The sequence below is a fragment of the Bifidobacterium sp. C0047B3 genome, assembly GCF_056590535.1.
The window spans coordinates 438,988-460,710 of record NZ_JBWPWH010000001.1 but is presented as its reverse complement, the minus strand read 5'-3'; the positions used below and the strand labels follow the sequence as shown (position 1 = coordinate 460,710).

At 40.3% G+C, this 21,723-nt stretch carries 23 protein-coding genes; 9 read left to right on the top strand and 14 right to left on the bottom strand.

Annotation, left to right across the window (positions count from 1 at the left end):
* The first annotated feature begins 66 nt into the window (after positions 1–66).
* From AC1EKT_RS01695 to AC1EKT_RS01655, 9 genes are all read left to right on the top strand, one after another.
* Positions 67–900, top strand: coding sequence for a glutamate ABC transporter substrate-binding protein (locus AC1EKT_RS01695; protein ID WP_415682979.1), 834 nt, complete (start codon positions 67–69; stop codon positions 898–900).
* A gap of 1 nt (position 901) precedes the next feature.
* Positions 902–1,579, top strand: coding sequence for an ABC transporter permease subunit (locus AC1EKT_RS01690; RefSeq protein ID WP_415682978.1), 678 nt, complete (start codon positions 902–904; stop codon positions 1,577–1,579).
* A gap of 5 nt (positions 1,580–1,584) precedes the next feature.
* Positions 1,585–2,670 (top strand): amino acid ABC transporter permease, encoded by a 1,086-nt coding sequence (locus AC1EKT_RS01685; protein ID WP_415682977.1) that lies wholly within the window; start codon positions 1,585–1,587, stop codon positions 2,668–2,670.
* 264 nt (positions 2,671–2,934) lie between these two features.
* Positions 2,935–4,374: a UTP--glucose-1-phosphate uridylyltransferase gene (locus AC1EKT_RS01680; protein ID WP_415682976.1), complete on the top strand. Its 1,440-nt coding sequence runs from the start codon at positions 2,935–2,937 to the stop codon at positions 4,372–4,374.
* A 292-nt stretch (positions 4,375–4,666) separates the two neighbouring features.
* Complete coding sequence (locus AC1EKT_RS01675) at positions 4,667–6,586, top strand: helix-turn-helix transcriptional regulator (RefSeq protein WP_415682975.1); 1,920 nt, start codon at positions 4,667–4,669, stop codon at positions 6,584–6,586.
* Positions 6,587–6,588: 2 nt separating this feature from the next.
* Positions 6,589–6,930 (top strand): hypothetical protein, encoded by a 342-nt coding sequence (locus AC1EKT_RS01670; RefSeq protein ID WP_415682974.1) that lies wholly within the window; start codon positions 6,589–6,591, stop codon positions 6,928–6,930.
* 27 nt (positions 6,931–6,957) lie between these two features.
* Positions 6,958–9,591 (top strand): DEAD/DEAH box helicase, encoded by a 2,634-nt coding sequence (locus AC1EKT_RS01665; protein WP_481615948.1) that lies wholly within the window; start codon positions 6,958–6,960, stop codon positions 9,589–9,591.
* A 111-nt stretch (positions 9,592–9,702) separates the two neighbouring features.
* A complete protein-coding gene (locus AC1EKT_RS01660; RefSeq protein ID WP_119487198.1) occupies positions 9,703–10,050 on the top strand; it encodes an RNA polymerase-binding protein RbpA in 348 nt (115 codons plus the stop codon).
* Positions 10,043–10,777 (top strand): HAD hydrolase-like protein, encoded by a 735-nt coding sequence (locus tag AC1EKT_RS01655; protein WP_410299648.1) that lies wholly within the window; start codon positions 10,043–10,045, stop codon positions 10,775–10,777. Before AC1EKT_RS01660 ends, AC1EKT_RS01655 begins: the two co-directional genes overlap by 8 nt.
* Before the next feature lie 306 nt (positions 10,778–11,083).
* On the opposite strand, the gene AC1EKT_RS01650 is transcribed toward AC1EKT_RS01655, so the two are convergent.
* The 14 genes from AC1EKT_RS01650 to rpsB form a co-directional block, all read right to left on the bottom strand.
* Entirely contained in the window at positions 11,084–11,353 is a 270-nt protein-coding gene (locus tag AC1EKT_RS01650) for a hypothetical protein (protein ID WP_391495787.1), read from the bottom strand.
* A 118-nt stretch (positions 11,354–11,471) separates the two neighbouring features.
* The gene (locus AC1EKT_RS01645) at positions 11,472–12,077 is read right to left on the bottom strand and encodes a MerR family transcriptional regulator (protein ID WP_415682972.1); all 606 of its coding nucleotides are present in this window, start codon (positions 12,075–12,077) and stop codon (positions 11,472–11,474) included.
* Positions 12,055–12,495 carry an FHA domain-containing protein gene (locus AC1EKT_RS01640; protein ID WP_004106618.1) on the bottom strand — a complete coding sequence of 147 codons (441 nt, stop codon included), beginning with the start codon at positions 12,493–12,495 and terminating at the stop codon, positions 12,055–12,057. Before AC1EKT_RS01640 ends, AC1EKT_RS01645 begins: the two co-directional genes overlap by 23 nt.
* An 18-nt stretch (positions 12,496–12,513) precedes the next feature.
* Positions 12,514–13,350 carry a DUF881 domain-containing protein gene (locus tag AC1EKT_RS01635; protein WP_119526595.1) on the bottom strand — a complete coding sequence of 279 codons (837 nt, stop codon included), beginning with the start codon at positions 13,348–13,350 and terminating at the stop codon, positions 12,514–12,516.
* A gap of 3 nt (positions 13,351–13,353) precedes the next feature.
* Positions 13,354–13,686, bottom strand: a complete 333-nt coding sequence (locus AC1EKT_RS01630) for a small basic family protein (RefSeq protein WP_004106615.1) — start codon at positions 13,684–13,686, stop codon at positions 13,354–13,356.
* Between the two features lie 2 nt (positions 13,687–13,688).
* Entirely contained in the window at positions 13,689–14,738 is a 1,050-nt protein-coding gene (locus AC1EKT_RS01625) for a DUF881 domain-containing protein (protein WP_415682971.1), read from the bottom strand.
* A 19-nt stretch (positions 14,739–14,757) separates the two neighbouring features.
* Entirely contained in the window at positions 14,758–15,363 is a 606-nt protein-coding gene (locus tag AC1EKT_RS01620) for a CDP-alcohol phosphatidyltransferase family protein (protein ID WP_119526593.1), read from the bottom strand.
* 123 nt (positions 15,364–15,486) lie between these two features.
* Entirely contained in the window at positions 15,487–16,152 is a 666-nt protein-coding gene (gene rpe, locus AC1EKT_RS01615; protein WP_415682970.1) for a ribulose-phosphate 3-epimerase, read from the bottom strand.
* Between the two features lie 78 nt (positions 16,153–16,230).
* Positions 16,231–17,148, bottom strand: a complete 918-nt coding sequence (gene lgt, locus AC1EKT_RS01610; protein WP_415682969.1) for a prolipoprotein diacylglyceryl transferase — start codon at positions 17,146–17,148, stop codon at positions 16,231–16,233.
* A gap of 42 nt (positions 17,149–17,190) precedes the next feature.
* Complete coding sequence (locus tag AC1EKT_RS01605) at positions 17,191–18,222, bottom strand: phosphatidate cytidylyltransferase (RefSeq protein ID WP_415682968.1); 1,032 nt, start codon at positions 18,220–18,222, stop codon at positions 17,191–17,193.
* 33 nt (positions 18,223–18,255) lie between these two features.
* The gene (gene frr / locus AC1EKT_RS01600) at positions 18,256–18,810 is read right to left on the bottom strand and encodes a ribosome recycling factor (RefSeq protein WP_004106603.1); all 555 of its coding nucleotides are present in this window, start codon (positions 18,808–18,810) and stop codon (positions 18,256–18,258) included.
* A 19-nt stretch (positions 18,811–18,829) separates the two neighbouring features.
* On the bottom strand, positions 18,830–19,579 hold the full coding sequence (gene pyrH / locus AC1EKT_RS01595; protein ID WP_415682967.1) for a UMP kinase: 750 nt from the start codon (positions 19,577–19,579) through the stop codon (positions 18,830–18,832).
* A gap of 175 nt (positions 19,580–19,754) precedes the next feature.
* Positions 19,755–20,606, bottom strand: coding sequence for a translation elongation factor Ts (gene tsf / locus AC1EKT_RS01590; RefSeq protein ID WP_415682966.1), 852 nt, complete (start codon positions 20,604–20,606; stop codon positions 19,755–19,757).
* Positions 20,607–20,706: 100 nt separating this feature from the next.
* Positions 20,707–21,525, bottom strand: coding sequence for a 30S ribosomal protein S2 (rpsB, locus tag AC1EKT_RS01585; RefSeq protein ID WP_119526583.1), 819 nt, complete (start codon positions 21,523–21,525; stop codon positions 20,707–20,709).
* Positions 21,526–21,723 lie beyond the last annotated feature (198 nt).

The window sequence follows — 21,723 nt, the reverse complement described above, 5'->3', positions numbered from 1 at the left end:
GCTTTTTGTTTTATCTTTCAGTAAAAATCCTGAAACTTTAAAACATTTCTTATGAAGGGAAAAGATATGAAAATATTACATAATCGCATTTTTCGTGCGATACTAGCGATGCTTTGTACCGTATGCTGCGTTATGCCGCTTACAGCTTGCGATCGTAGCGATGGTAAAAAAGTAATACGCATTGGTATTAAATTCGATCAGCCTGGTATGGGTTTCAAAAAAGCAGGAACTTACGTTGGCTTCGACGTTGATGTTGCAAAATATGTTGCTAAAAAGCTCGGCTATTCAGAAGATCAAATCGTATGGAAAGAATCACCATCTAAACAGCGTGAAACAATGCTTCAAAACGGTGATGTCGATATTATTGTTGCAACATATTCCATTACTGACGCCCGCAAGAAAATGGTTTCGTTTGCAGGACCTTACTTTATTGCCGGCCAAGATTTGTTAATTCGAAAAGACGAGCATAAAGTAAGCGGCCCAAATGATTTGGATGGAAAGCGTTTATGCTCAGTTTCAGGCTCAACATCTGCAATTTCTATTAAAGAGCGCTACTCTTCAAAAGTACAGCTTATGCAACAGCCTGGTTATGCAGAATGTGCAACTGCACTATTCTCAGGAATTGTGGATGCTGTAACTACAGACGATATTATTCTTGCTGGTTTAGCAACCGCTTCTCGAGGTCGTTTAAAGCTTGTAGGCAAGCCATTTACCGAAGAATATTACGGAATTGGCATTAAAAAAGGAAATACAGCCTTAGCTAAGAAAATTAATGCAGCCTTAAAAGAAATGATTAAAAACGGCTCATGGAAACGAGCTCTAGACGACAATTTGCGAGGCACTGGCTTTAAGCCGAACGCAAAGTATAATCCGCCAATTCCTCAAGAAGGAGAGAAGTAATATGCAAGATTTTGTGCAGCTATTTACCTCCTACAATATTCCAGGAGCATTCTTGGTTAATATTGAAATAACTTTATGGAGTGTACTTTTTTCATCAATTATTGGCGTAATTCTTGTTACTATGCGCATTTGCCCTGTTTCATCATTACGCATGATTGCTACAGTTTATGTTGAATTGTTTAAAAACATGCCACTTACCATCATTATGGTTTTCATGGTTTTAGGCGTTTACGCTCAGCTTAAGATAGGATTCTCCTCAATTTTTGAAGTGAATTTCTTCTGGCTGGCAATTGCTGGATTGTCGCTTTATACTGCAGCATTTGTTTGCGAATCTTTGAGATCTGGTCTTAATACAGTGCCTGTTGGTCAAGCAGAAGCTTGCCGCGCTCTTGGATTAAATTTCTTCCAATCTGCAACACAAGTAATTCTTCCACAAACTTTCTGCGGTTCAGTAGCACCATTAGGTAATACATTTATTGCTTTGCTTAAGAATTCTACAGTTGCTGCTGCAGCATCAGTTGCCACAGAGACTTCAACAATGATGAGCGAAATGATTGAGAAACATGCAGATTTGATTGTGCCAATCTTCTTAATTTTCGCTTGCGGATACATTATGCTCATCATTCCTATCGGCATTTTGACTACTTATTTGTCAAATAAGCTTGCTGTGAGAAGGTGATAACAATGGCTAAACAACGTGAACAATCATTATTATTCGATGCTCCAGGTCCAAAAGCTCTTAAGAAAATTCGCATAGCTAATATTATTGCCGGTTGCATTTTTGTTATTTGCATTATTGCTATTCTCGCTCGTTTGAGCAATCCTCCAGAGGGAGAAAACCAACTTTCTTGGATACTTTGGAATCCTGCTCTCGAATCTGAAGCCTGGATTGATTTTTATCTTCCTGGATTATGGATGACACTAAAGGCATCGTTACTTGCAGTAGTTGGTTCTATTGTATTTGGCTTATTCTTCGGACTTTGCCGTTTACTACCTAATTTTATTATTCGTAGTATTTCCGCAATAGTAGTAGAGTTTTGCCGCGCAGTACCAGTATTGATGCTTATGATTTTCTTGTGGAGAGCATTCGCACTTTCTGGTATGAAAGAATCATCTTACTGGGCTGTTGTTCTGGCACTGATTATGTATAACGGTTCTGTTGTTGCAGAACTTGTTAGATCAGGTGTTGGCAACTTGCCAAACGGTCAAAGAGAAGCTTCACTTGCATTAGGATTGAGCGAATACCAATCATTGACACAAATTGAAATGCCTCAAGCAATTATTGCTATGATGCCTGCAGCAGTAACTCAGCTTGTAGTTGTTTTGAAGGATACTGCACTTGGTTCAATTATTATGTACACTGATTTGCTTCAGGAATCGCGCCGACTCGGATCAATGTACTTTAATATTTTGCAAACATTAAGCGTTGCAGGAGTAATATATTTCCTTATTTGCTTGGCATTGTCTTGGTTTGCACAATGGTTGCCATCGCACTTGAAGAATCGAACTGCCGCTCCAACAGAGCCAGAGCCTGTTGCTCCAATTGCTATTATGGATCCTTCTAATGTGAACCAAATGGCAGTTGCTAGCGAAGTTAAAGAGCTTCCTTATGGCGGTACTCCACGTAAGTATCACGTACATCATCGCGGTACGAACGCTTCTATTCACCATTGGCGTCACACTCGTTACTTGCAAGGCTATGACGAGCATCATCTAAAAACTGGCGATGAACCGGAAGAAAATGATGACAACAATGCAGAAAATAACTAAATTTCATATTTAGTAGTATTTAGTAGCAAATTTCTCATAAGCGCAGTCAGTATTTATTATTGGCTGCGCTTATTACTTTCTAACTTGCACTTTCTAACTTGCACTTTCTAACTTGCACTTTCTAACTTGCACTTTCTAACTTGCACTTTCTAACTTTGGTAGAATCATAATAGTATTTAAAAATAACCGTTAAAAGCAATATTTGCGCAGCGACGCACAAATCGCTAAACTATTAAGGTCACATGCATACGAGGAGGCTTTTACATGGATGACGCGTTTGAGTTGTCCGCTGCAAAGATGCGCGAACAAGGCATGAGCGAAATTGCTATTGAACAATTTAAACACTTATATAATGCTTGGAATTTAGATAAATCAGGGGATAAGCCTGCTGAGTTTATTCGCGAGAGCACAGTTGAGCCTATTAAAAGCGTTCCAACTTTCCACGAAATTTACGAAACTATTGATCACGACAAAGCTGTTAACGCATTCGCAAAAACCGCTTTTATCAAATTAAATGGCGGTTTGGGAACATCTATGGGCTTGTCTTGCGCAAAATCTTTACTACCAGTTCGTAGGCATAAAGCTCGCCAAATGCGCTTTATTGATATTATTATTGGACAAGTTCTTACAGCTCGTCAGCGATTAGGAGTTAATCTTCCGCTTATTTTCATGAACTCTTTCCGCACATCTCACGATACTTTGCAAGTACTAAAGCGCAATCGCAAGTTTGCTCAAGACAATATTCCTGTAGAAATTATTCAACATCAAGAACCAAAATTAGTAGAAGAAACTGGAGAACCTGTTTCTCACGAAGAAGATCGATCTCTTGAATGGTGCCCTCCAGGTCACGGCGATATTTTTTCAACTCTGTGGGAATCTGATTTATTGCATACTCTTAAAGAAAATGGAATTGAGTATTTGTTTATTTCAAATTCTGACAATTTAGGTGCTAGACCGTCGCGAACTCTTGCTCAGCATTTTGAAAATACTGGCGCACCTATCATGATTGAGGTTGCAAAGCGAACGCAAGCAGATCGTAAGGGCGGTCACATTGTTAGGGACGCGCAAACAGGAAGACTAATGCTACGAGAAATGACACAGGTTCATCCTGAGGATCGTAGAAGCGCACAAAGCATTAAAAAACATCCATACTTCAACACAAATAATATTTGGGTTCGTGTAGATGCTCTAGAAGAAAAACTAAAAGAGCACAAAGGAATTTTGCCTTTGCCTGTTATTTTTAATCACAAAACTGTTGACCCAACTGATGAAAGCAGCACACCAGTAGTGCAATTAGAAACAGCAATGGGCGCAATAGCTTCACTTTTCGATGACGCAATTTGCGTAGAAGTTGATCGCATGCGTTTCTTGCCTGTTAAAACAACCAACGACTTATTTATTATGCGATCAGATAGATTCCATCTTACTGATTCATATGAAATGGAAGATGGTAACTATATATTTCCTGATATTGATTTGGATCCACGTTATTACAAAAACATCAATGATTTCAACGAAAGATTCCCATATTCTGTTCCAGCTTTAGCTGCTGCAAAATCAGTAACTATTAGGGGAGATTGGACATTTGGAAATCAAGTTTCAATGTTTGCTGACGCTGTTTTAGAAGATACAGGAGAACCGAGTTATGTGCCAAACGGAGAATTCGTTGGACCGCAAGGAATTGAACCAGACTCTTGGGTTTAAAGCAAATTTCTTGCAAATATGCGATTTTTATTGATAGTAAATAAAATTATCTATAAAAAAGTTATATGGCGTGTCGCGAAAAAATGGCGTATTTTCAACGTTGTTGATGTTCGTGTGAATAAAAAATATATAATTATTAGAAGTTTTTTAAAAAATGTCCACACGTACCGCAAAACACCATTAAAATAGAAAAGGTGTGCGCAATATTGCAACACAAGTTCTGCTGCATTTCGTAGTCGCTTGTACGCAAAGCGCATAAGTAAATTGATACAAACATGATACGTGAGGACTAATGGTAGAAGGAAGCAACGGAAGGCGACGTTTTTCCGACAAATGGGGCAAACACGAGTTAGATGTACTCGCTGTATTGTCTTCCGCATTCCCGCAATGGCTGACTTCGCGTCAAATTGCACAGCGCGTAAAGGCATATGCAGATTCATACGGTGAGCTTGCAGATCAAGCAGCTAAAGCAGCATTCGCAAAACAATTCCAGCGAGATCGCGCAAAGCTTGCTGCTATGGGTATTGCAATCGAATCTAGGCAGCCAGAATATTCTTCAAAGTCCGAAGGTCAAGATTTTGCGTCTTATCGTTTGCAATTAGGCGATGAACCTCGCGTACGTTTACGTTTCGACCAATCTGAATTACCAGTTTTAGCTGCAGCAAATTATCTTGCTCGTTCAATGTCTATTTCTTCTCTTGATTCAGGTCAACACGAGCAACAGCGCACTTCTCGCACTGCTCCTAGAGTTCCACAAACTCCTATTCCTGGCTTAGGCTTAGATTCAATCGCACCTGGTCTTGGAACGCAAATGCTACCTGATTCTTTGGTAAAAGTTATTGATTCTCGAAGGTTTGCCGCAACTGTGGATGTTGACGGCGAACATTTAAACGTTGCTTATACTGATGCTGACGACTTAGCGATGTTTGTGCTAGAACATCCTGGCTCTAGCGTGGTAAGTCCTCAAGAAGCAGTTGATGCTTTCCATCGCCGTTTGCACGCAGCAGTTAATTTTGCTCAATGTGACGAAAATGAGCAAAAAGATGAAGAAGATGCTGTACAAGAAGCGCAAAATATTGAAGAACAAAATAGCGACACTGATAAATCGCATACAAAAAAAGGTTCCTCATTCCAAACTGGAAGTGAAGTAGATCGTAGGCTTCGATTAATGCTTTTCTTGTCTGCTCATCTTGGAGAGGAATTCCCATTAGACGAGCTTGCTGAGCGTTTTATTGGTAGACCAAAAAGCGATGATGAACTTCGTCGATTTGTTACAATTCTTCACAAAGATATAAATACTCTTACTACTGTTTCTGACGATGGGGAAATGGCAGGAAGCCAATTCTTTGATATAGATTGGACTCTTCTTGAGAACGAGGGAATTGTTTCTGCTACTAACTCTTTAGGCTTGGAAAGACTTGCTGGAATTTCACAGCAATATTTGAGCATGCTTACTGCGTCTGCTAATTATTTGGCACATTCTTTGCTTTTGCCTATTGAGCAGCGCACTCAAGCTGAATCCTTGTATAAGCGTCTTCGCCGTCATGTTCTTCCTGGTCAAACTCCATGGCTGAGTTTAACAGGTTACGAAATTGAGCCTCGAAATTGCTCTATTGTTCGCAGTGCTATTAACTCTGGATCTTTGCTAGATATGGAATACACTGACGGGGCAGGGCGTATTCGTCGCAAGATTGTTGCGCCGTCGAAGATTTACGTTGATGAAGGCGTTTACTATGTTGCAGTATGGACTGATGTAGAGCAGCAAACACCAGAAGATAAACGTGAATTTGTTGCTAAAGATACAACAATTAATAAAGCAAATGGCTTGCCTCGCATTTGGCAAGTTCTTCGCGTAGCACGTATTGAACGTGCAGAAGTTGTAGAACCTGTATCTCAAGTTGAAATTCCAGATGTTCCAGTTAGTGAACTTCGCAAGTGGAGCTTTGATAACGGCACTGAAACTTGCTTTATTACCGATGAAACAGAATTGAACTTTTTGAAGAATCTTTCTGGAGCCACTATGGAAACTTGTGGCAGCGGAGTAAAAGTACATCTTACTGTTTCTTCTGATTCATGGTTCGTTGCATTTTGCATTGCTCACGCACGTCATATTACAGCTGTTGCTCCTGAAACATTGCGTAGTATGATTATTGCTCGCGCTCAACGTGAATTAAGCGTTAATCACGCTGATAATGCGAATACAGAGGAATAACAATGCCTTGGTGGATTTGGCTACTCATAACGGTTTTTATGCTGATCATGGTAGCGCTCGGAGTTGTTATTGTCGTTTTAAGCGCAATAAAAATAGCTAGAGTCTGCTTTGGCATTTCCGAAGATGTTTCTTCTAGATTCGAACGTTTGCATGAACCAAATAAAGAAGATAATGAGAATCCTCGAGATCCATTATTTACACTTCCTATTAAAGATGCAACGAATCGATATGAGCGAACGCACACAAAAGTTATTGAGCGTCATCAAAAAATTCGCGAGAATCACCGTAGCATATGGCAGCATTGGGATAAAAAATCTCTTCGCGAAGAAGACATTCAGCTATAACATATAAGAAAGCGACTAATACTTTTTATGTCTCATTTATCACATAAAAAAGACTGCAAAAATAAAACAAGCAATCCAACTGACTGCAATGAGAATGATGTAGTATTATCTCCTTCACAACGTTTCGCAGCTTTTAAAAATACAATGAAGCACGAGCGCTCGATGGCATCTAAATTTGAGCGTTCTTTGTCTTTTGAACTTGATGATTTTCAACTTGAAGCTATTGATGCACTAGAAAATGGCAATAATGTTTTAGTTGCTGCTCCTACTGGAGCTGGTAAAACTGTTGTTGCGGATTTTGCTGTATTTCTTGCGCAAAATCGTAATGTAAAAGCTTTTTACACAACACCTATTAAAGCTTTAAGCAATCAAAAATATCACGATTTCTGCGAACTGTACGGCTCAGACAGAGTAGGGTTATTAACTGGCGATACTTCTGTAAATCCTGAAGCAGACATTGTTGTAATGACTACTGAAGTTTTAAGAAATATGCTTTACGAGCATTCGATTACGTTACAATCTTTAGGTTTTGTCATTCTTGACGAAATTCATTATCTTGCAGATAAATTCCGCGGAGCCGTGTGGGAAGAAGTTATTATTCACCTTCCAAAATCGGTGAAAATTATTGGGTTGTCTGCAACTGTTTCAAATGTTGAAGATTTTTCTGCATGGCTAGAATCAGTGCGTGGAGAAACTCATTTGGTTGTTGACGAACACAGACCTGTGCCTTTAGAAAGACATGTTGTTATTCAAGAGGATTCTGCAACTGAGCCTGAGCTACTCGATTTATACGACCATGACAATAATGGAAACGTAACTAAGCGCGTTAACCCTGCATTGACTAGGAAACTTAATGAATTTGAGTACCGTGCTCGTCGCCGTAAAGAATCTTACAGCGATAGCAAATACCGTTACAGAAAAGGTAAGAAGCACAGTGCTAACGGGGGAGTTGCGCAATTAGATAAATGTGCAAAACGACATACTCCTCGTCGATGGGCTGTTATTGACGAATTAGATTACTTGGGAATGCTGCCAGGAATTTATTTCATATTCTCTCGTTCCGGATGCGATCAAGCTGTTCAACAATGTTTAAACGCAGGATTAATACTTACATCTGATGAAGAAATGTACGAAATCCGCAAAATTGTCGACAGCATGGTTGCAAATCAACTTTCTAAAGAAGATTTACACGCTTTAAGCTTCGAACGTTTTCGTTTTGCTCTCGAACAAGGATTTGCAGCACATCATGCAGGTATGATTGCGTTATTCCGTCACATTGTTGAAACGCTATTTGAACGCGGGCTTATTAAAGTTGTTTTTGCAACAGAAACACTTGCTTTAGGATTAAATATGCCAGCTCGAAGCGTTGTTGTAGAAAAGCTAGTAAAATTTGACGGCACTGGGCATGTACCTCTTACGCCTGGAGAATTTACGCAACTTACAGGTCGTGCTGGAAGACGTGGAATTGACGATATTGGTTACGCAATTCTTGTAGATCATGCTGATTTCGTTCCTCAACAAGCTGCAGCACTTTCTAGTAAACGCGTATACCCACTACATTCCAGCTTCGTTCCTACGTTTAATATGGCGGTTAATTTGCTGAACTCAAGCGATGCAGATACTGCTAGAACAACACTAGATCGTTCTTTTGCTCAATGGGAAGCTAATGCTTCTGCTGAACGTTTACATAATCGCATGAACGAACTTGAAACAGCTCTTAAAGGCTATGAAGAAGCATTTCACTGCGAACATGGGGATTTTGCTGAGTTCTTACAATTACGCATGAAGCTTAAAGAAGCTCAACACGATCAACGCCGTAAACTTAAACATACTTTATTCCGCACAGATGCAGAACGCACAGCAGCGTTTAAAGCATTGGATGATGTTATTGCAAATCTTAGAGAAGCTGAACGAACGCATCCGTGTGCAGGTTGTGCCGATATTCAACAACATTTGCGTTGGGGCTACCATTGGATTAGAGAACATAAGGAACTTGATCAAGTACGTGGACGCTACGAATCTCGTACTGGTTCTGTTGCTAGAACTTTTGACCATATTTGTGACGTATTGTACAGTTTGGATTATTTACAATCTGAAGATTCTTCACAAAACCAAATTCTGCACCTTACTGAGCGCGGTCAATTGTTAAGAAGGTTGTATAACGAACTAGACATTGTATTTGCTGAAGCTATTTGCGAAGGAATTTTTAATGATCTTTCGCCGCTTGAATTATTATCATGCTTGTCTGCATTAGTTTATGAATCTAGAGGACCTGCAGGGGGAGAGCCTAGACGATATCCAGGCGGCAAGGATGGGGCAATATTTAATACAGTATTGCGAATGAAAGAATTGTTTATGCGTACTAGCGCATTATGCGCAGACGCTCATTTGCCATCGTTAAGACCGCTTGAATTTGGTGCTGTAGATATTATGTATGATTGGGCTAATGGTGCTGATTTAGCTGAAATTTTGCGCAATACTGACAGCACTGGAGGAGATTTCGTGCGTCAAGCTAAACGTCTTATTGATTTACTTACTCAACTTTTCGCAGCAGGAGAATATTTACAATCTATAGATGGCGTAGATAAAAATCTTGCTTCGTGCGCTTATGAAGCTGCAAAACTATTAAACCGTGGAGTTGTAGCATACTCAGATGTATAAGTATGAGCATATACAAATAAAACGCATGTATTTTGTATATATAAATCGTTTTTTTATATATATAGTCCGTGCAATTCGGTAATTTTATAAAGTACTACACAAGGAGATACTATGGCAGAACGCAGTTTACGCGGTATGAGCATTGGTGCGAAATCATTAGAATCTGACGATAATGTAGATTTCGCTGCACGAAATGATGTTGTGTATGTGTGCCCAAAGGGACATCGCACGATTCTTCCTTTTGCTCAAGGCGCAGAAATTCCTGAAGAGTGGGAATGCCGCTGCGGCACGATTGCACATCGCGAAGGCGAAGATGATCGCCCAGATGATGATTTCAACAAGCCGTCTAGGACGCATTGGGATATGCTGCTTGAACGTCGTAGTGAAGAAGAATTAAAAACTTTGCTAGACAAGCGTCTAAAAATGCATCATGAGGGCTGGATTCCTGACTATGAGTGAATTCTCAGTGCCTTCAGGATGCACTAGTCGTCGCATTATTCTGCTTGATCTTGATGGCACATTAACAAAGTCAGATGCTGGTATTATTACTTGCGCAAAGCTTGCATTGAAAGAATTGAAACAGCCTATACCGGACGATGCTGAAATGCACCGTTTTATAGGTCCTTCAATTTTAGAATCTCTTCAACGCAATAATGTTCCTGAATCGCTGCTAGCAAAGGGACTTGCTACGTATCGCAAGTATTATTCTGAAGTAGCAACTTTTGACGATCCTAATAATCCTGGTAAAAAAATTCCAGGATGCCTACTTAACAAAGTATACGATGGAATACTTGAGCAACTCACAAAACTTCGTGAAGCTGGATATTATTTAGCAACCGCATCTTGCAAGCCAGAATATCAAGTAAAGCCTATTTGCGATTATTTTGGTTTGACGAAGTATCTTGACGGAATTTATGGCGCCAGCAAAGATATGTCGCGTATTAGCAAAACTCAAGTTATTCGTTATGTTTTTGATGAGATTGATTACAATCCAGAAAAAGGCGACAGAGCTTTGATGGTTGGAGACCGCTGGACTGATGCTGACGGAGCAAAAGATTGCGGCTTGGATTGCTTGGGATGCGCATGGGGTTATGCTGAGCCTGGAGAGCTTGAAGCACACGGATCTTACAGAATTATTGATAGCGTAAGCGAATTAAGCACTGCAATTTGCGAATATTTCGCTTAATCTAATCAGAATTTTGTCGTAACGGCTTTTTCTTTACACGTGCGTAAAGTTTCGGTCGGATTTTAGTGAGAAAACGACAGTTTCTTTACATGCGTGCACAGTTTCTGTCGTTTTTTGGCTGTATTCCGACATTTACTTTACAATGCTGCACAGTTTCTGCCGGTTGAGCTTATTATTTAACTAAATCTGCTTGATATTTATCCGATAATGTACGTTATGTCAAATTAGAGATAATAATCAAACGCAACCAGCAAAATCTCACACTACTATCAAATAATATACCTACGATACTTCTTGCTAAATAATCTAAGACTTGCAGCTTCGGTACGCACAAAATAGCATTGCAAAAATATTAGCAAAAATAAGCACGATAATAATCGCATATGACGCAATTAACGTCGATCTCATTAATAACCAATAATCGTCACAAACAAATCCAAAATCGCGAACAATATGCAAAAGCATGTACGCAAGCATTGCGCAAGGAAGCCCACAACAATGTGTAATAACAATACTCCAAGGCATTAAACCAATAGAATTTCGCTTATTACTATTGCTAATATTATTTGATTTCAAATAAGCATTTTTTCGAAATTTTACTAAAAAACGCACGCAAGCAAATAAACTATATAAAAACAATGATACTGAAGCAAACCAGCAAATAACAGCGATAATAACAACTACAAACATGCCATTATCCCCACGTTTCCTGAACAAGACTCCATGAGTTTGAAGATATATGAGAAGTAGGTTTTGAATAAGATTTGCGAGTAGACTTACTGCTTTTTTCTTCAACTTGCGTAGCATCAACAGAATTTTCAGAAGATAAGTCCTCTTCAACTCTAGAAACAATGCGGCCAACAGCAATAGCAAATACTGCTAAACCAGAAGCAAGCATACGACGCATATTATCTTGATTCTCATCGCACTCTTGAACAGACTGACCATCACAAATAATAGTCATATTTCTCAAACGCTCTTCTGAGTATCGATTAAGAAAAATAATAGCCGTAGTAACATTAACTAAATTAACGCCAGCATCGAGCAACCTTTTAGCTACAGCCATAATCGCAATATCCTTAAAAGAATACAAACGACGAGAACCAGAACCGCTAGATGCATGAATTGAAGGCTCTATAATGCTTTTACGAGCCCAATAATCGAGTTGCCGGTAAGTAATACCGGCAACCTTCATAGCGACACTACCACGGTATCCTGAAGCGTGATCAGCAGACAAGGAAAAGTTAAAAAGCTCCCCCTGTACCGCGTTAATCACATTATCGGACTGTGACTGCGTCATGTGCGAAAAATACCAGTCTGAATTTGCCAATCATAATTTCATCGCCATTATGCAGCACTGATTCATCAACACGTTCACGATTTACATACGTACCATTTAGACTTCCAGAATCTGAAATGCTAAACACGCCATTATGGCGCTTAAACACTGCATGCGCACGCGAAACAGTAGAATCGTCTAACAAAATATCAGCATGCGAATCGCGCCCAACTGTTACTAAATCTTCATCGAGAAGATAGCGAGAACCAGACACTGCTCCCCTAGTTGAAATCAACAACGCAGTACCAGGACGTAATTTCGCTATAGTATCAAAATCATCCTGCTGCATAGGACGATCTGAAGTTGTATTCATTGGAATATGAATAGCTGGCATACCAATAATAGTGGTTTCGCCAGCTGTAGGAATCGGTTCAGTCATACTTGCTATTCTACCTTGTTACTCGACTGGTTTTGCATATTCGTACTGTTTTGGTTCGCGTGTCGAAGTAATTTCTACTTCATCAGGCACTGAAACCATTACAGAAGAACCAAATTTAATTTTTAAACGCGACCCAACACCGCCTGCAATATTAACAGCATTTTGCAAATTCTGAGGGTCACCAATTGCTTTCACAATATAAGGAGGATCAATCATAATATTGTCGCATATAAGACCATGCTTAGTTTGCGAAATATAGCTTGAAGTAACTATTCTCACACCGTTAATAGACATAACTTCTACGCCAGCATTTCGCAATTCCTCTATTAGCTGAAACATCGTAGCGGCATCAATATTCTCTTTTTCGCCTGCAGTAATGTGAACTACAATACCTTTACCTACTGCCGGCAGACGTCCAGAAATAAGACCATTTGCTTGAGCATTCTGCTGAGCAATACGACGAGCTTCATCTTGTTTATCTACTGCTTCACGCAACGAATTGAGCTGACCTGTTAATTCACTTTTTCGGCTTTCCAAACTTTGAATTTGAGAATGAGTTTCTGTAATAAGACGCGTCAACTCCTCTTCGCTCATTGTTTCATACAAAAGTGAGTTACTACGATTAACTTGAATCATGTACGCAAAACCTAATAAAGCGCAGAGCAACATCATTAAAAAGCCTGTAAATATACGCGCTCGAGTCACGTGACCACTCAGCGAAGATTTTACTTTACGATGAACTGCTGGGAAAGATCCAGTTTGAGTTTCATCACTTTCACGATCATGCGCTTTTTGACGACGCATTTTATGAAGAATATCATCATCTTGTGGAGAATGAGAAAACATTGAAACCATATGCTAACTCCTGAAGATGAAACGACGAATTGCAGAAACGTTAGAGAAAATACGAATTCCTAAAACAACGATAACTGCAGTTTGCAATTGTGCACCTACGCCAAGCTGATTTCCAAGCAAAACAAGCAACGTAGCTGCTATAACGTTTGAGAAGAATGAAATAACAAAAACTTTATCCGAAAAGTTTCTTTCAAAATATGCACGTGCAGCACCGAGCAACGCATCTAGTGCTGCAACGACCATAATAGGTAAGTAAGGCTGAATGACAATAGGAATATCTGGATGAACAACAACTCCAATTAATACTCCCAAAATTAATCCGAAAATCGCTGCCATGCTTATCTCCTAATTCTCTCGTTGGCAAAACTAATATCGCCTGTGCTTGCTGCACTTAGTCGTATAACTCTCGAAGGTGAAACCTGTGGATTAATGCCTGCATTAACTAAAGATGCGTACCATTTCATGCGCTTCATATCATTGCATTGTTTAATCAAATCATCAGAATCGCCAATAACTTCAATAACATATGGGCTTTGAGTTTGATTAACTCCAATAAGAATAGTTTGACCAGCAACACGAATAGAAGTTTGTGCTCCGAGTCTATGCCCGTTAACGGAAATAGCTTCAGCGCCTGCTTTCCACAATAATGACACAAATTGTTGAATATCACGATCTGTAACTAATCGCATTCTTGCGCCGTTACTTTCGCGAGGTAAAGAACCGCTATTCACATCGCTCGAAGCAGAAATAGGATTAGCAATAGTTAAAGTAATCCCAGAACCTTCTACAGCATGAGTGCCATTAACCATATCATCTGATTTACTAACTTCATCCTCTTCAGGCGTAGTAATTTTTTGCGACTCATGATCTACGTTATTTCTCAATGACGTTACTTCTTCTACAAGCTTATCGAAACGAGACGTATAACCAGACAACTCATTAGCTAATGAAGAACGTATTGCTTTTCTAGGATCAGTGTGCAATTTGCGAACAAACTGGCTACCAACAGTACCAATAGAAACACACAATAAAAATACTATAGCTCTAGTGAACCACAGATTAAATAGTTTAACAGGCTGTTTACTTAACCTTGCATCCATAAACATTGGATCAACTGGACGATTAGTTAAATCATCAATAAGACGCAAAGCATAGTCATCAATATAACGGCTACGATCATGATTGTGAGCAAAACCACTGGGAGACATTACAACGTGATGCGTTGAAATACCAGTAAATGAGTGCGAGAATAATGCCCTACGCCTAGTTAACGACATTCCATCAGGAGCATCAAAAGATATTGGCATAGTGCTTTTGTGAGACGTATGCTTTACATCTAAATCTTTAATACTATCTTTTAAACTAACAAATTCATCTTGCTTAGTCATATGTGCGTACACGCCTTATTTAGTTTTTTCTTGACTTAGCAAGTAGTAAATAAGCTTGCATATAGTAAAGCAAGCCAGCATACCAATATAGAGCAATACCCCACACTCCACATGCAAGTGCAGCAGCATAAAGCAGGAACATAGACTCAGTAGCTACAGCATAAACAATCATTAAAGAAACGATTGAAAGCATAAGAAGCGCTGTGCCAGCTTTACCTACGAAGTTAACAGGCAAAGGACCATAATCTCTTTGCGCAAGTACTATTACAAGTACAGCCATAATAGCATCACGCAATACTACTAATAAAAGTGCCCACCAAGGGATAATCATTGCAATAGCTAAAGCTAATGTACTGCAAAAAATCAATAGACGATCAGCTATAGGATCAAGAATTTGCCCCAACTTACTAACTTGATTCAAAGTACGGGCAATATAACCATCAAGACAATCAGAAAACGCAGATATTGCTAAAACAATAAGAGCAAAAGTCATTTGATGCTGTGTAATAAGCCAAGCAATATACGGAATTGAACATATGCGCAAAAAACTGATTAGATTAGGTATTGTCAAAACTCGATTCATTGCTTCAGGACTATATTCCTGATTAATAACGAACTTAGTCATAATATCTTCCTCATACGAAATCACTCAATTAATCAGCATATATTCGCATCAAAAAAACTCGCTTGTTGTGCAATACTTAACATGTTGGGGACATATCTCATGTCCCCAACATACATCTAATATTTATTCGCGCCAAGCAGCTTTTGCAGTATTACGAATAGCTTCAATCGCTTCTTTAGGGCTTTCTGCTCCATAAACTGCAGAACCTGCAACAAGCACATCAGCACCAGCTTCAGCAACTATTGCTGCAGTCGAAGGGCTAACTCCTCCATCAACCTGAATATGAGTCTGCAATCCGCGACGAGTAATTTCGTCACGTAAACGGCGAACCTTATTCATTTGATTAGCTAAGAACTTCTGTCCACCGAAACCAGGCTCAACAGTCATAATAAGAACCATATCGAATTCATCAAGAATATCGAAAATAGGTTCAACTGGTTCCGCAGGGCGCACAGCAAAGCAAGCTTTACAACCCATATCGCGAAGCTGACGAGCTAATCTCACTGGAGCATGAGTAGCACCCATATGGAAACTCACAGAAGCAGCTCCAAGCTTAGCGTATTCTGGAGCCCAACGATCTGGATCCTCAATCATCAAATGTACGTCAACTGGAAGTTTAGTAACCTCACAAATTCGCTTAACAATTGGTTCACCCAAAGTCAAGTTAGGTACAAAGTGATGATCCATTACATCGACATGAACAAGATCCGCATTAGATATTGCATCGAGGTCACGCTCAAGATTGCAAAAATCTGCGGAAAGAATGCTAGGTGCTATTTGTATATTCATGTGTACTATTCTAGAAAATGCAAGCGACTAGTTTTATAAAACAAGATTTTTAAAATTGCTTTTTCAAATACTTGAATCTTACTTACTAGAAGTGTTCTGAGACTCACGTTCTCTTTCGTCTGAAGTTATATCTATAAGTCGTTCAACAAGAGACTCACGAGTACTAGTACTATTTTGCAGCAAAGCAAAAGCAACAGTTGCACAAATGAATACGATAATAGAAACCCAAACATTAATGCGCACACCTAAGAAAACATGTGAAAAATCAATTCGCAATGCCTCAATCCACACGCGTCCAATTGTGTACCACATAACATAAAGTGCGAATACAGAACCGGCTTTTAACTTCTTAGCTATAACTTTGCCAAAATAAATAAGCAATGCAGCACCGATGAAATTCCAAATCATCTCGTACAAAAATGTTGGATGGAATAATGTTCCAGCCGGGCAGGTTAAACCATCGTAGCAGCGCTCAGCATGACCAATAGCTTGAGTGGCATTATAGTTTAATTTCAAACCCCAAGGCAATGTTGTTGGAGCTCCATAAAGTTCCTGATTAAACCAATTTCCAAGTCTACCTATGCCTTGTGCAATAAGTATTGCAGGAGCGGCAGCATCCGCAAGCAACCCGGCAGGATATTTACGATACTTGCATAAAGCGCAAGCAGCTAATGCGCCTAAGAATATGCCACCCCAAATTCCTAGACCACCGTTCCAAATTCTAAAAATTTCTAAGAAATCACCATGAGATCCAAAGAATCTTTCTGGAGTTGTAATTACGTGGTACAAACGCGCACCAATTATTCCAGCAGGAAGACTGACTAAAACAAGATCAAGTATCTGGTTAAAATCTCCTCCAAGACGTTTCCATCGACGCGTAGTAATCCACATTGCAATCAAAATACCAGCAAGAATACTAAGAGCGTAAAACTTTATGTTTACAAAGCCAAGAGAAAATTGCGAAATACTTGGCGACGGAATAAAACTGACTGTCATGGCGTCGATATTAGCCTAAGCCCACGATTGTGACAGATAAATTTAGAAATGAGCAAGTTGCAAAAGCACAAGCAGCACAGGACCGCACAGCAAAATAGAATCTACTCGGTCAAGAACACCACCATGACCTTTTAGCAAATGTCCCATGTCTTTAATACCAATATCTCTTTTAAGCATAGAAGCACACAAGTCACCAAATGTGCCAACAATTCCAGAAGAAATACCCATAACTAATGGCATCCACCAGAAATTGAACCAAGAGGAACCATAAAAACCTGCAATAATTGCGTATGCTCCTATAATCGCAAAAAGCATTGAGCCTATTAAGCCCTCTACAGACTTCTTAGGAGAGATTCGCGGAGAAAGCTTATGTTTACCCAACCACGCACCAGCAAATAATCCGCCAGTGTCACTTAATGCAGGTAAAAATACCAAAAGCATAGCGTGAGCAACTGCGTATTTTGTATTTGTAAGAGCTAACACAATGCAAGAAGCTAAAAGTGGAATGTACAACACTACGAATAGCGAAACAGACATATTCGTAAATAAAGTATGCTCGTATGATGAGCGGTTAGAACCATCGAGCTTTTTTTCTACAGCTTGCATCGTTCTATTTGAAATAGTGCTGCTAAGAGTCGCACAAATTACTGTAAGAAGCAAAGATGCAGTAATTCCACTAGCCATAGCAACAGCATGCCATTTTGCATAGTAGGTTGCAAAAATAGTTACAAGCGAACATATTGATAACGTCACGAAAGGAATACGCAAACCAAGAGTTGCAAAATCAACATGTAATTCCCACAATGCCAGAACCATAAAAATGGCCATAAGCACTATAAAGACATCAATGCTAATAATTAAGCAAGAAACAATTGCTACAACTAGTATTGCGGCAGTAGCAATTGCTTGAGGCATATTCCTGCCTGTGCGACGATTAATATCACTTAAAGTTTCATGGGTGCCATGTGTAGCAGTAGCTGCTTTGTCAGAAGATAATCTTACTTCTGATGCAGTTTTTTCAGCGTCTGCTTTATTGACTCCATTGGCAAAATTATGCTGTTTTAGTTGACTCATACGGCACCCATTCAGTTTGAAACTACAAAAATCTCAGACTTCCATAATTTCTTTTTGCTTACCTTCAAGCAAAACGTCTAAAGAATCAGTAACTTGCTTAGTTACTTTATCAAGCTCTTTTTGTAAACGATCGCCTTCATCTTCGCCAAGTTCACCGTCTTTAACAGACTTGTCAATAGATTCCTTAGCTTTGCGACGAATATTGCGAACTGCAACTTTGCCTTCTTCTGCTTTATTCTTAGCAAGCTTGACGTATTCCTTGCGACGCTCTTCCGTAAGCTCTGGCATAGTAACACGAATAACATTGCCATCACGATTAGGGCTTACGCCTAAATCAGAATCGCGAATGGCTTTTTCAACAGCATTCGCTTGAGAAGCATCAAAAGGCGTAACTGAAAGGGTTCTAGGCTCTGGAACACCAATAGATGCAACAGCTTTAATTGGAGTTGGAGCACCATAATAATCAACCATAATTCCGTTTAGCAAAGCAGGATTAGCACGACCGGTGCGAATACCCATAAAATTCTCTTTAGTAGCTTCAACAGACTTATTCATCTGTTCACGGGCTTGATCAATTATTGCTGACATGTGTTCTCCTTTATAATATTTAAGCAAATGTTGGCTCTGCATTAGACACTAAAGTGCCAATAGATTCTCCAACAAGAGCACTAGTTACGTTACCTTCGCCTTCGAGACCAAAAACACGAATTTTTTGATTATTATCGCGAGCCATAGAAAGCGCAGACGCATCCATAACAGCTAAACCATCGACGATAGCACGCTTATAGTTTAATGTTAGGAACTTACGAGCAGTAGAATCTTTACGAGGATCAGCACTATATACGCCATCCACACCATTCTTGCCCATAAGAACTTCATCGCAATGAATTTCCAATGAACGTTGAATAGAAACAGTATCTGTTGAGAAGTATGGCATTCCGGCACCAGCACCAAAAATAACCACACGACCCTTTTCAAGGTGACGAATTGCTTTCAACGGAATATAAGGTTCTGCAACCTGACCCATTGTAATAGCAGTTTGTACGCGAGTTGCTTGCCCTGCTTGCTCAAGAAAATCCTGAAGAGCCAAACAGTTCATTACAGTGCCCAACATACCCATGTAATCGCCACGGCTACGATCAATACCTGCTTGCTGCAGTTCTGCTCCCCTAAAGAAGTTACCGCCGCCGACAACAATAGCAACCTGAACGCCTTGATTGACTGCAGCTACTATTTCGCCGGCAATCCTACGAATAACATTAGTATCAATACCAACAGCGCCACCACCGAATGCTTCTCCAGAAAGCTTTAATAAAACCCTACGGGACTTTCTTTCATCCGTTTGTGCAATAGCCATACAGATTCCTCCAGTCATAACGGCGAATGAGGTATATCTTTGTCAGTTTATCTATCAATAACGACACTCAAAACGCACGTTAAGCTGGAAAATGAATATAAAAAATGGGTTGCGCACAACTTGTGCACGCAACCCTATATACAAGAACAAAAATAAATTCTTATATAATTAGTGCTTATTCAGCAGCACCCTTGCCAACCTCAACGCGAGCAAAGGCAAAAGCGGTGCCGCCAACTTCCTTGAACAAGTCACCAACGCTCTTGGATGGATCCTTAACGTATGCCTGCTCGAGAAGTACAGTTTCCTTGAAGAAGGCGTTCATACGTCCTTCAACAATCTTTGGAACAATCTTCTCTGGCTTGCCTTCAGCCAAGGACTTCTCGGTTGCAACGCGACGCTCAGATTCCAAAACTTCTTCTGGAACATCTTCGCGGCGAAGCCACTGTGCACCCATAGCGGAAATCTGCAAAGCAGCTTCGTGAGCAACCTTTGCGCCAGCTTCGTCAGTAGCAATCATGGAAACGATGCTTGGAGGCAATTCCACAGACTTCTTGTGAGCATAAATCTCAACGTGTGGACCGCTTACCTTAGCAACCTGACCAACCTTGACGTGTTCGCCGAACAAAGCTGCTGCTTCTTCAACAGATTCCTTAACAGTTGCACCATCAGCTGGAGCTGCAAGTACTTCTTCAGCAGTAGAAGCATTAGCTTCAACAGCATGGTCAAGAACAGTATTTGAGAATTCCACAAACTTTGGTGTCTTTGCAACAAAGTCGGTTTCAGAATTCAACTCAACTGCGTAACCAGTTTCGCCTTCAGCAGACTTAACAACCTTAGAAGCGATGGTACCTTCCTGAGCCTTGCGACCTTCACGCTTACCAGCTGCTTGAATACCCTTAGCGCGGATGATTTCCTTAGCGCGGGCAACGTCGCCTTCAGCTTCAGTAAGAGCCTTTTTAACGTCCATCATGCCGGCGCCAGTTTCTTCGCGCACCTGCTTAATCAACGCTGCAGTAATTGCTGCCATTTTGTTCTCCTCGTATCAATATGATTCTTAAAAGCTGCAAAAAGCAAAATCAATTGGATTTTGCAGCTTCTAAATAAGAATCTGGTTGCAAATTAGCTTATCAGGCGTTTGCCTCAGTATTTTCTTCCTTGGCAGGCTCAGCTTCAGCTTCGCCTTCCTTGGTGAGCAATTCCTTCTCCCAAGCTGCCATTGGCTGAGCATCATTACCTTCAGACTTAGCGCCCTTACCGGCATGCTCAAGCAAACCTTCAGCTACAGCATCAGCCATCAAGCTAGTCAATAACTCAATGCCACGAATAGCATCGTCGTTTGCAGGAATTGGATACTCAACAGCCTCAGGATCAGTGTTGGTATCAACAATTGCTACAACTGGGATACCAAGCTTGTGAGCTTCTTCAACAGCCAAAGCTTCCTTGTTAATATCAACAACGAACATGGCGGATGGAGTGCGGTTCATGTTGCGAATACCACCGAGCTGCTTGGAAAGCTTGTCCTTCTCGCGCTCGAGAAGCAAAAGTTCCTTCTTAGTCAAGCCGGATCCACGAACATCGCTGAAGTCCATTTCCTCAAGTTCCTTCAAGCGCTTTACGCGAGTAGAAACAGTCTGGAAATTGGTCAACATACCGCCAAGCCAACGCTCGCAAACATAAGGCATGTTTACGCGAGTTGCCTGATTCTGTACAGCTTCTTGAGCCTGCTTCTTAGTGCCCACGAAGAGAACAGTGCCGTTGTGAGCAACAGTCTGCTTGATGAAGTCATAAGCCTTGTCGATCATGTCGAGAGACTTGAACAAATTGATGATATGAATACCATTGCGCTGGGTAAGAATGAACTGCTTCATCTTTGGGTTCCAGCGACGAGTCTGATGTCCGAAGTGCAAACCAGCCTTCAGCATTTCACTCATGGTAATCTGTGCCATATCTATATACCTTTCTTGTCGGTTATTTCCTGGCCATGTCTGTTCGCATGCAACTTGGTTAACACATGTCTAAATCCAAGCCGACCGACACGAACGGACGCGTACATGGCGCGTATTTGCGAATCCGTGTAGACAATAAAAAGCGAGCAATCATACAACGCGGCAATACTCATGCTCAAAATGGACACGCAAAGAGCG

Bases quoted from the DNA above. Each gene is read 5' to 3' on its own strand.
- AC1EKT_RS01640 (WP_004106618.1), bottom strand. From the start codon at position 12,495: ATGACTGAACCGATTCCTACAGCTGGCGAAACCACTATTATTGGTATG.
- AC1EKT_RS01670 (WP_415682974.1), top strand. From the start codon at position 6,589: ATGCCTTGGTGGATTTGGCTACTCATAACGGTTTTTATGCTGATCATG.
- tsf (WP_415682966.1), bottom strand. From the start codon at position 20,606: ATGGCAGCAATTACTGCAGCGTTGATTAAGCAGGTGCGCGAAGAAACT.
- AC1EKT_RS01660 (WP_119487198.1), top strand. From the start codon at position 9,703: ATGGCAGAACGCAGTTTACGCGGTATGAGCATTGGTGCGAAATCATTA.
- AC1EKT_RS01695 (WP_415682979.1), top strand. From the start codon at position 67: ATGAAAATATTACATAATCGCATTTTTCGTGCGATACTAGCGATGCTT.
- lgt (WP_415682969.1), bottom strand. From the start codon at position 17,148: ATGACAGTCAGTTTTATTCCGTCGCCAAGTATTTCGCAATTTTCTCTT.
- AC1EKT_RS01655 (WP_410299648.1), top strand. From the start codon at position 10,043: ATGAGTGAATTCTCAGTGCCTTCAGGATGCACTAGTCGTCGCATTATT.
- AC1EKT_RS01690 (WP_415682978.1), top strand. From the start codon at position 902: ATGCAAGATTTTGTGCAGCTATTTACCTCCTACAATATTCCAGGAGCA.
- rpe (WP_415682970.1), bottom strand. From the start codon at position 16,152: ATGAATATACAAATAGCACCTAGCATTCTTTCCGCAGATTTTTGCAAT.
- AC1EKT_RS01645 (WP_415682972.1), bottom strand. From the start codon at position 12,077: ATGACGCAGTCACAGTCCGATAATGTGATTAACGCGGTACAGGGGGAG.
- AC1EKT_RS01630 (WP_004106615.1), bottom strand. From the start codon at position 13,686: ATGGCAGCGATTTTCGGATTAATTTTGGGAGTATTAATTGGAGTTGTT.
- AC1EKT_RS01675 (WP_415682975.1), top strand. From the start codon at position 4,667: ATGGTAGAAGGAAGCAACGGAAGGCGACGTTTTTCCGACAAATGGGGC.
- AC1EKT_RS01635 (WP_119526595.1), bottom strand. From the start codon at position 13,350: ATGGTTTCAATGTTTTCTCATTCTCCACAAGATGATGATATTCTTCAT.
- AC1EKT_RS01685 (WP_415682977.1), top strand. From the start codon at position 1,585: ATGGCTAAACAACGTGAACAATCATTATTATTCGATGCTCCAGGTCCA.
- frr (WP_004106603.1), bottom strand. From the start codon at position 18,810: ATGTCAGCAATAATTGATCAAGCCCGTGAACAGATGAATAAGTCTGTT.
- AC1EKT_RS01665 (WP_481615948.1), top strand. From the start codon at position 6,958: ATGTCTCATTTATCACATAAAAAAGACTGCAAAAATAAAACAAGCAAT.
- AC1EKT_RS01605 (WP_415682968.1), bottom strand. From the start codon at position 18,222: ATGAGTCAACTAAAACAGCATAATTTTGCCAATGGAGTCAATAAAGCA.
- rpsB (WP_119526583.1), bottom strand. From the start codon at position 21,525: ATGGCACAGATTACCATGAGTGAAATGCTGAAGGCTGGTTTGCACTTC.
- AC1EKT_RS01625 (WP_415682971.1), bottom strand. From the start codon at position 14,738: ATGACTAAGCAAGATGAATTTGTTAGTTTAAAAGATAGTATTAAAGAT.
- pyrH (WP_415682967.1), bottom strand. From the start codon at position 19,579: ATGGCTATTGCACAAACGGATGAAAGAAAGTCCCGTAGGGTTTTATTA.
- AC1EKT_RS01620 (WP_119526593.1), bottom strand. From the start codon at position 15,363: ATGACTAAGTTCGTTATTAATCAGGAATATAGTCCTGAAGCAATGAAT.
- AC1EKT_RS01680 (WP_415682976.1), top strand. From the start codon at position 2,935: ATGGATGACGCGTTTGAGTTGTCCGCTGCAAAGATGCGCGAACAAGGC.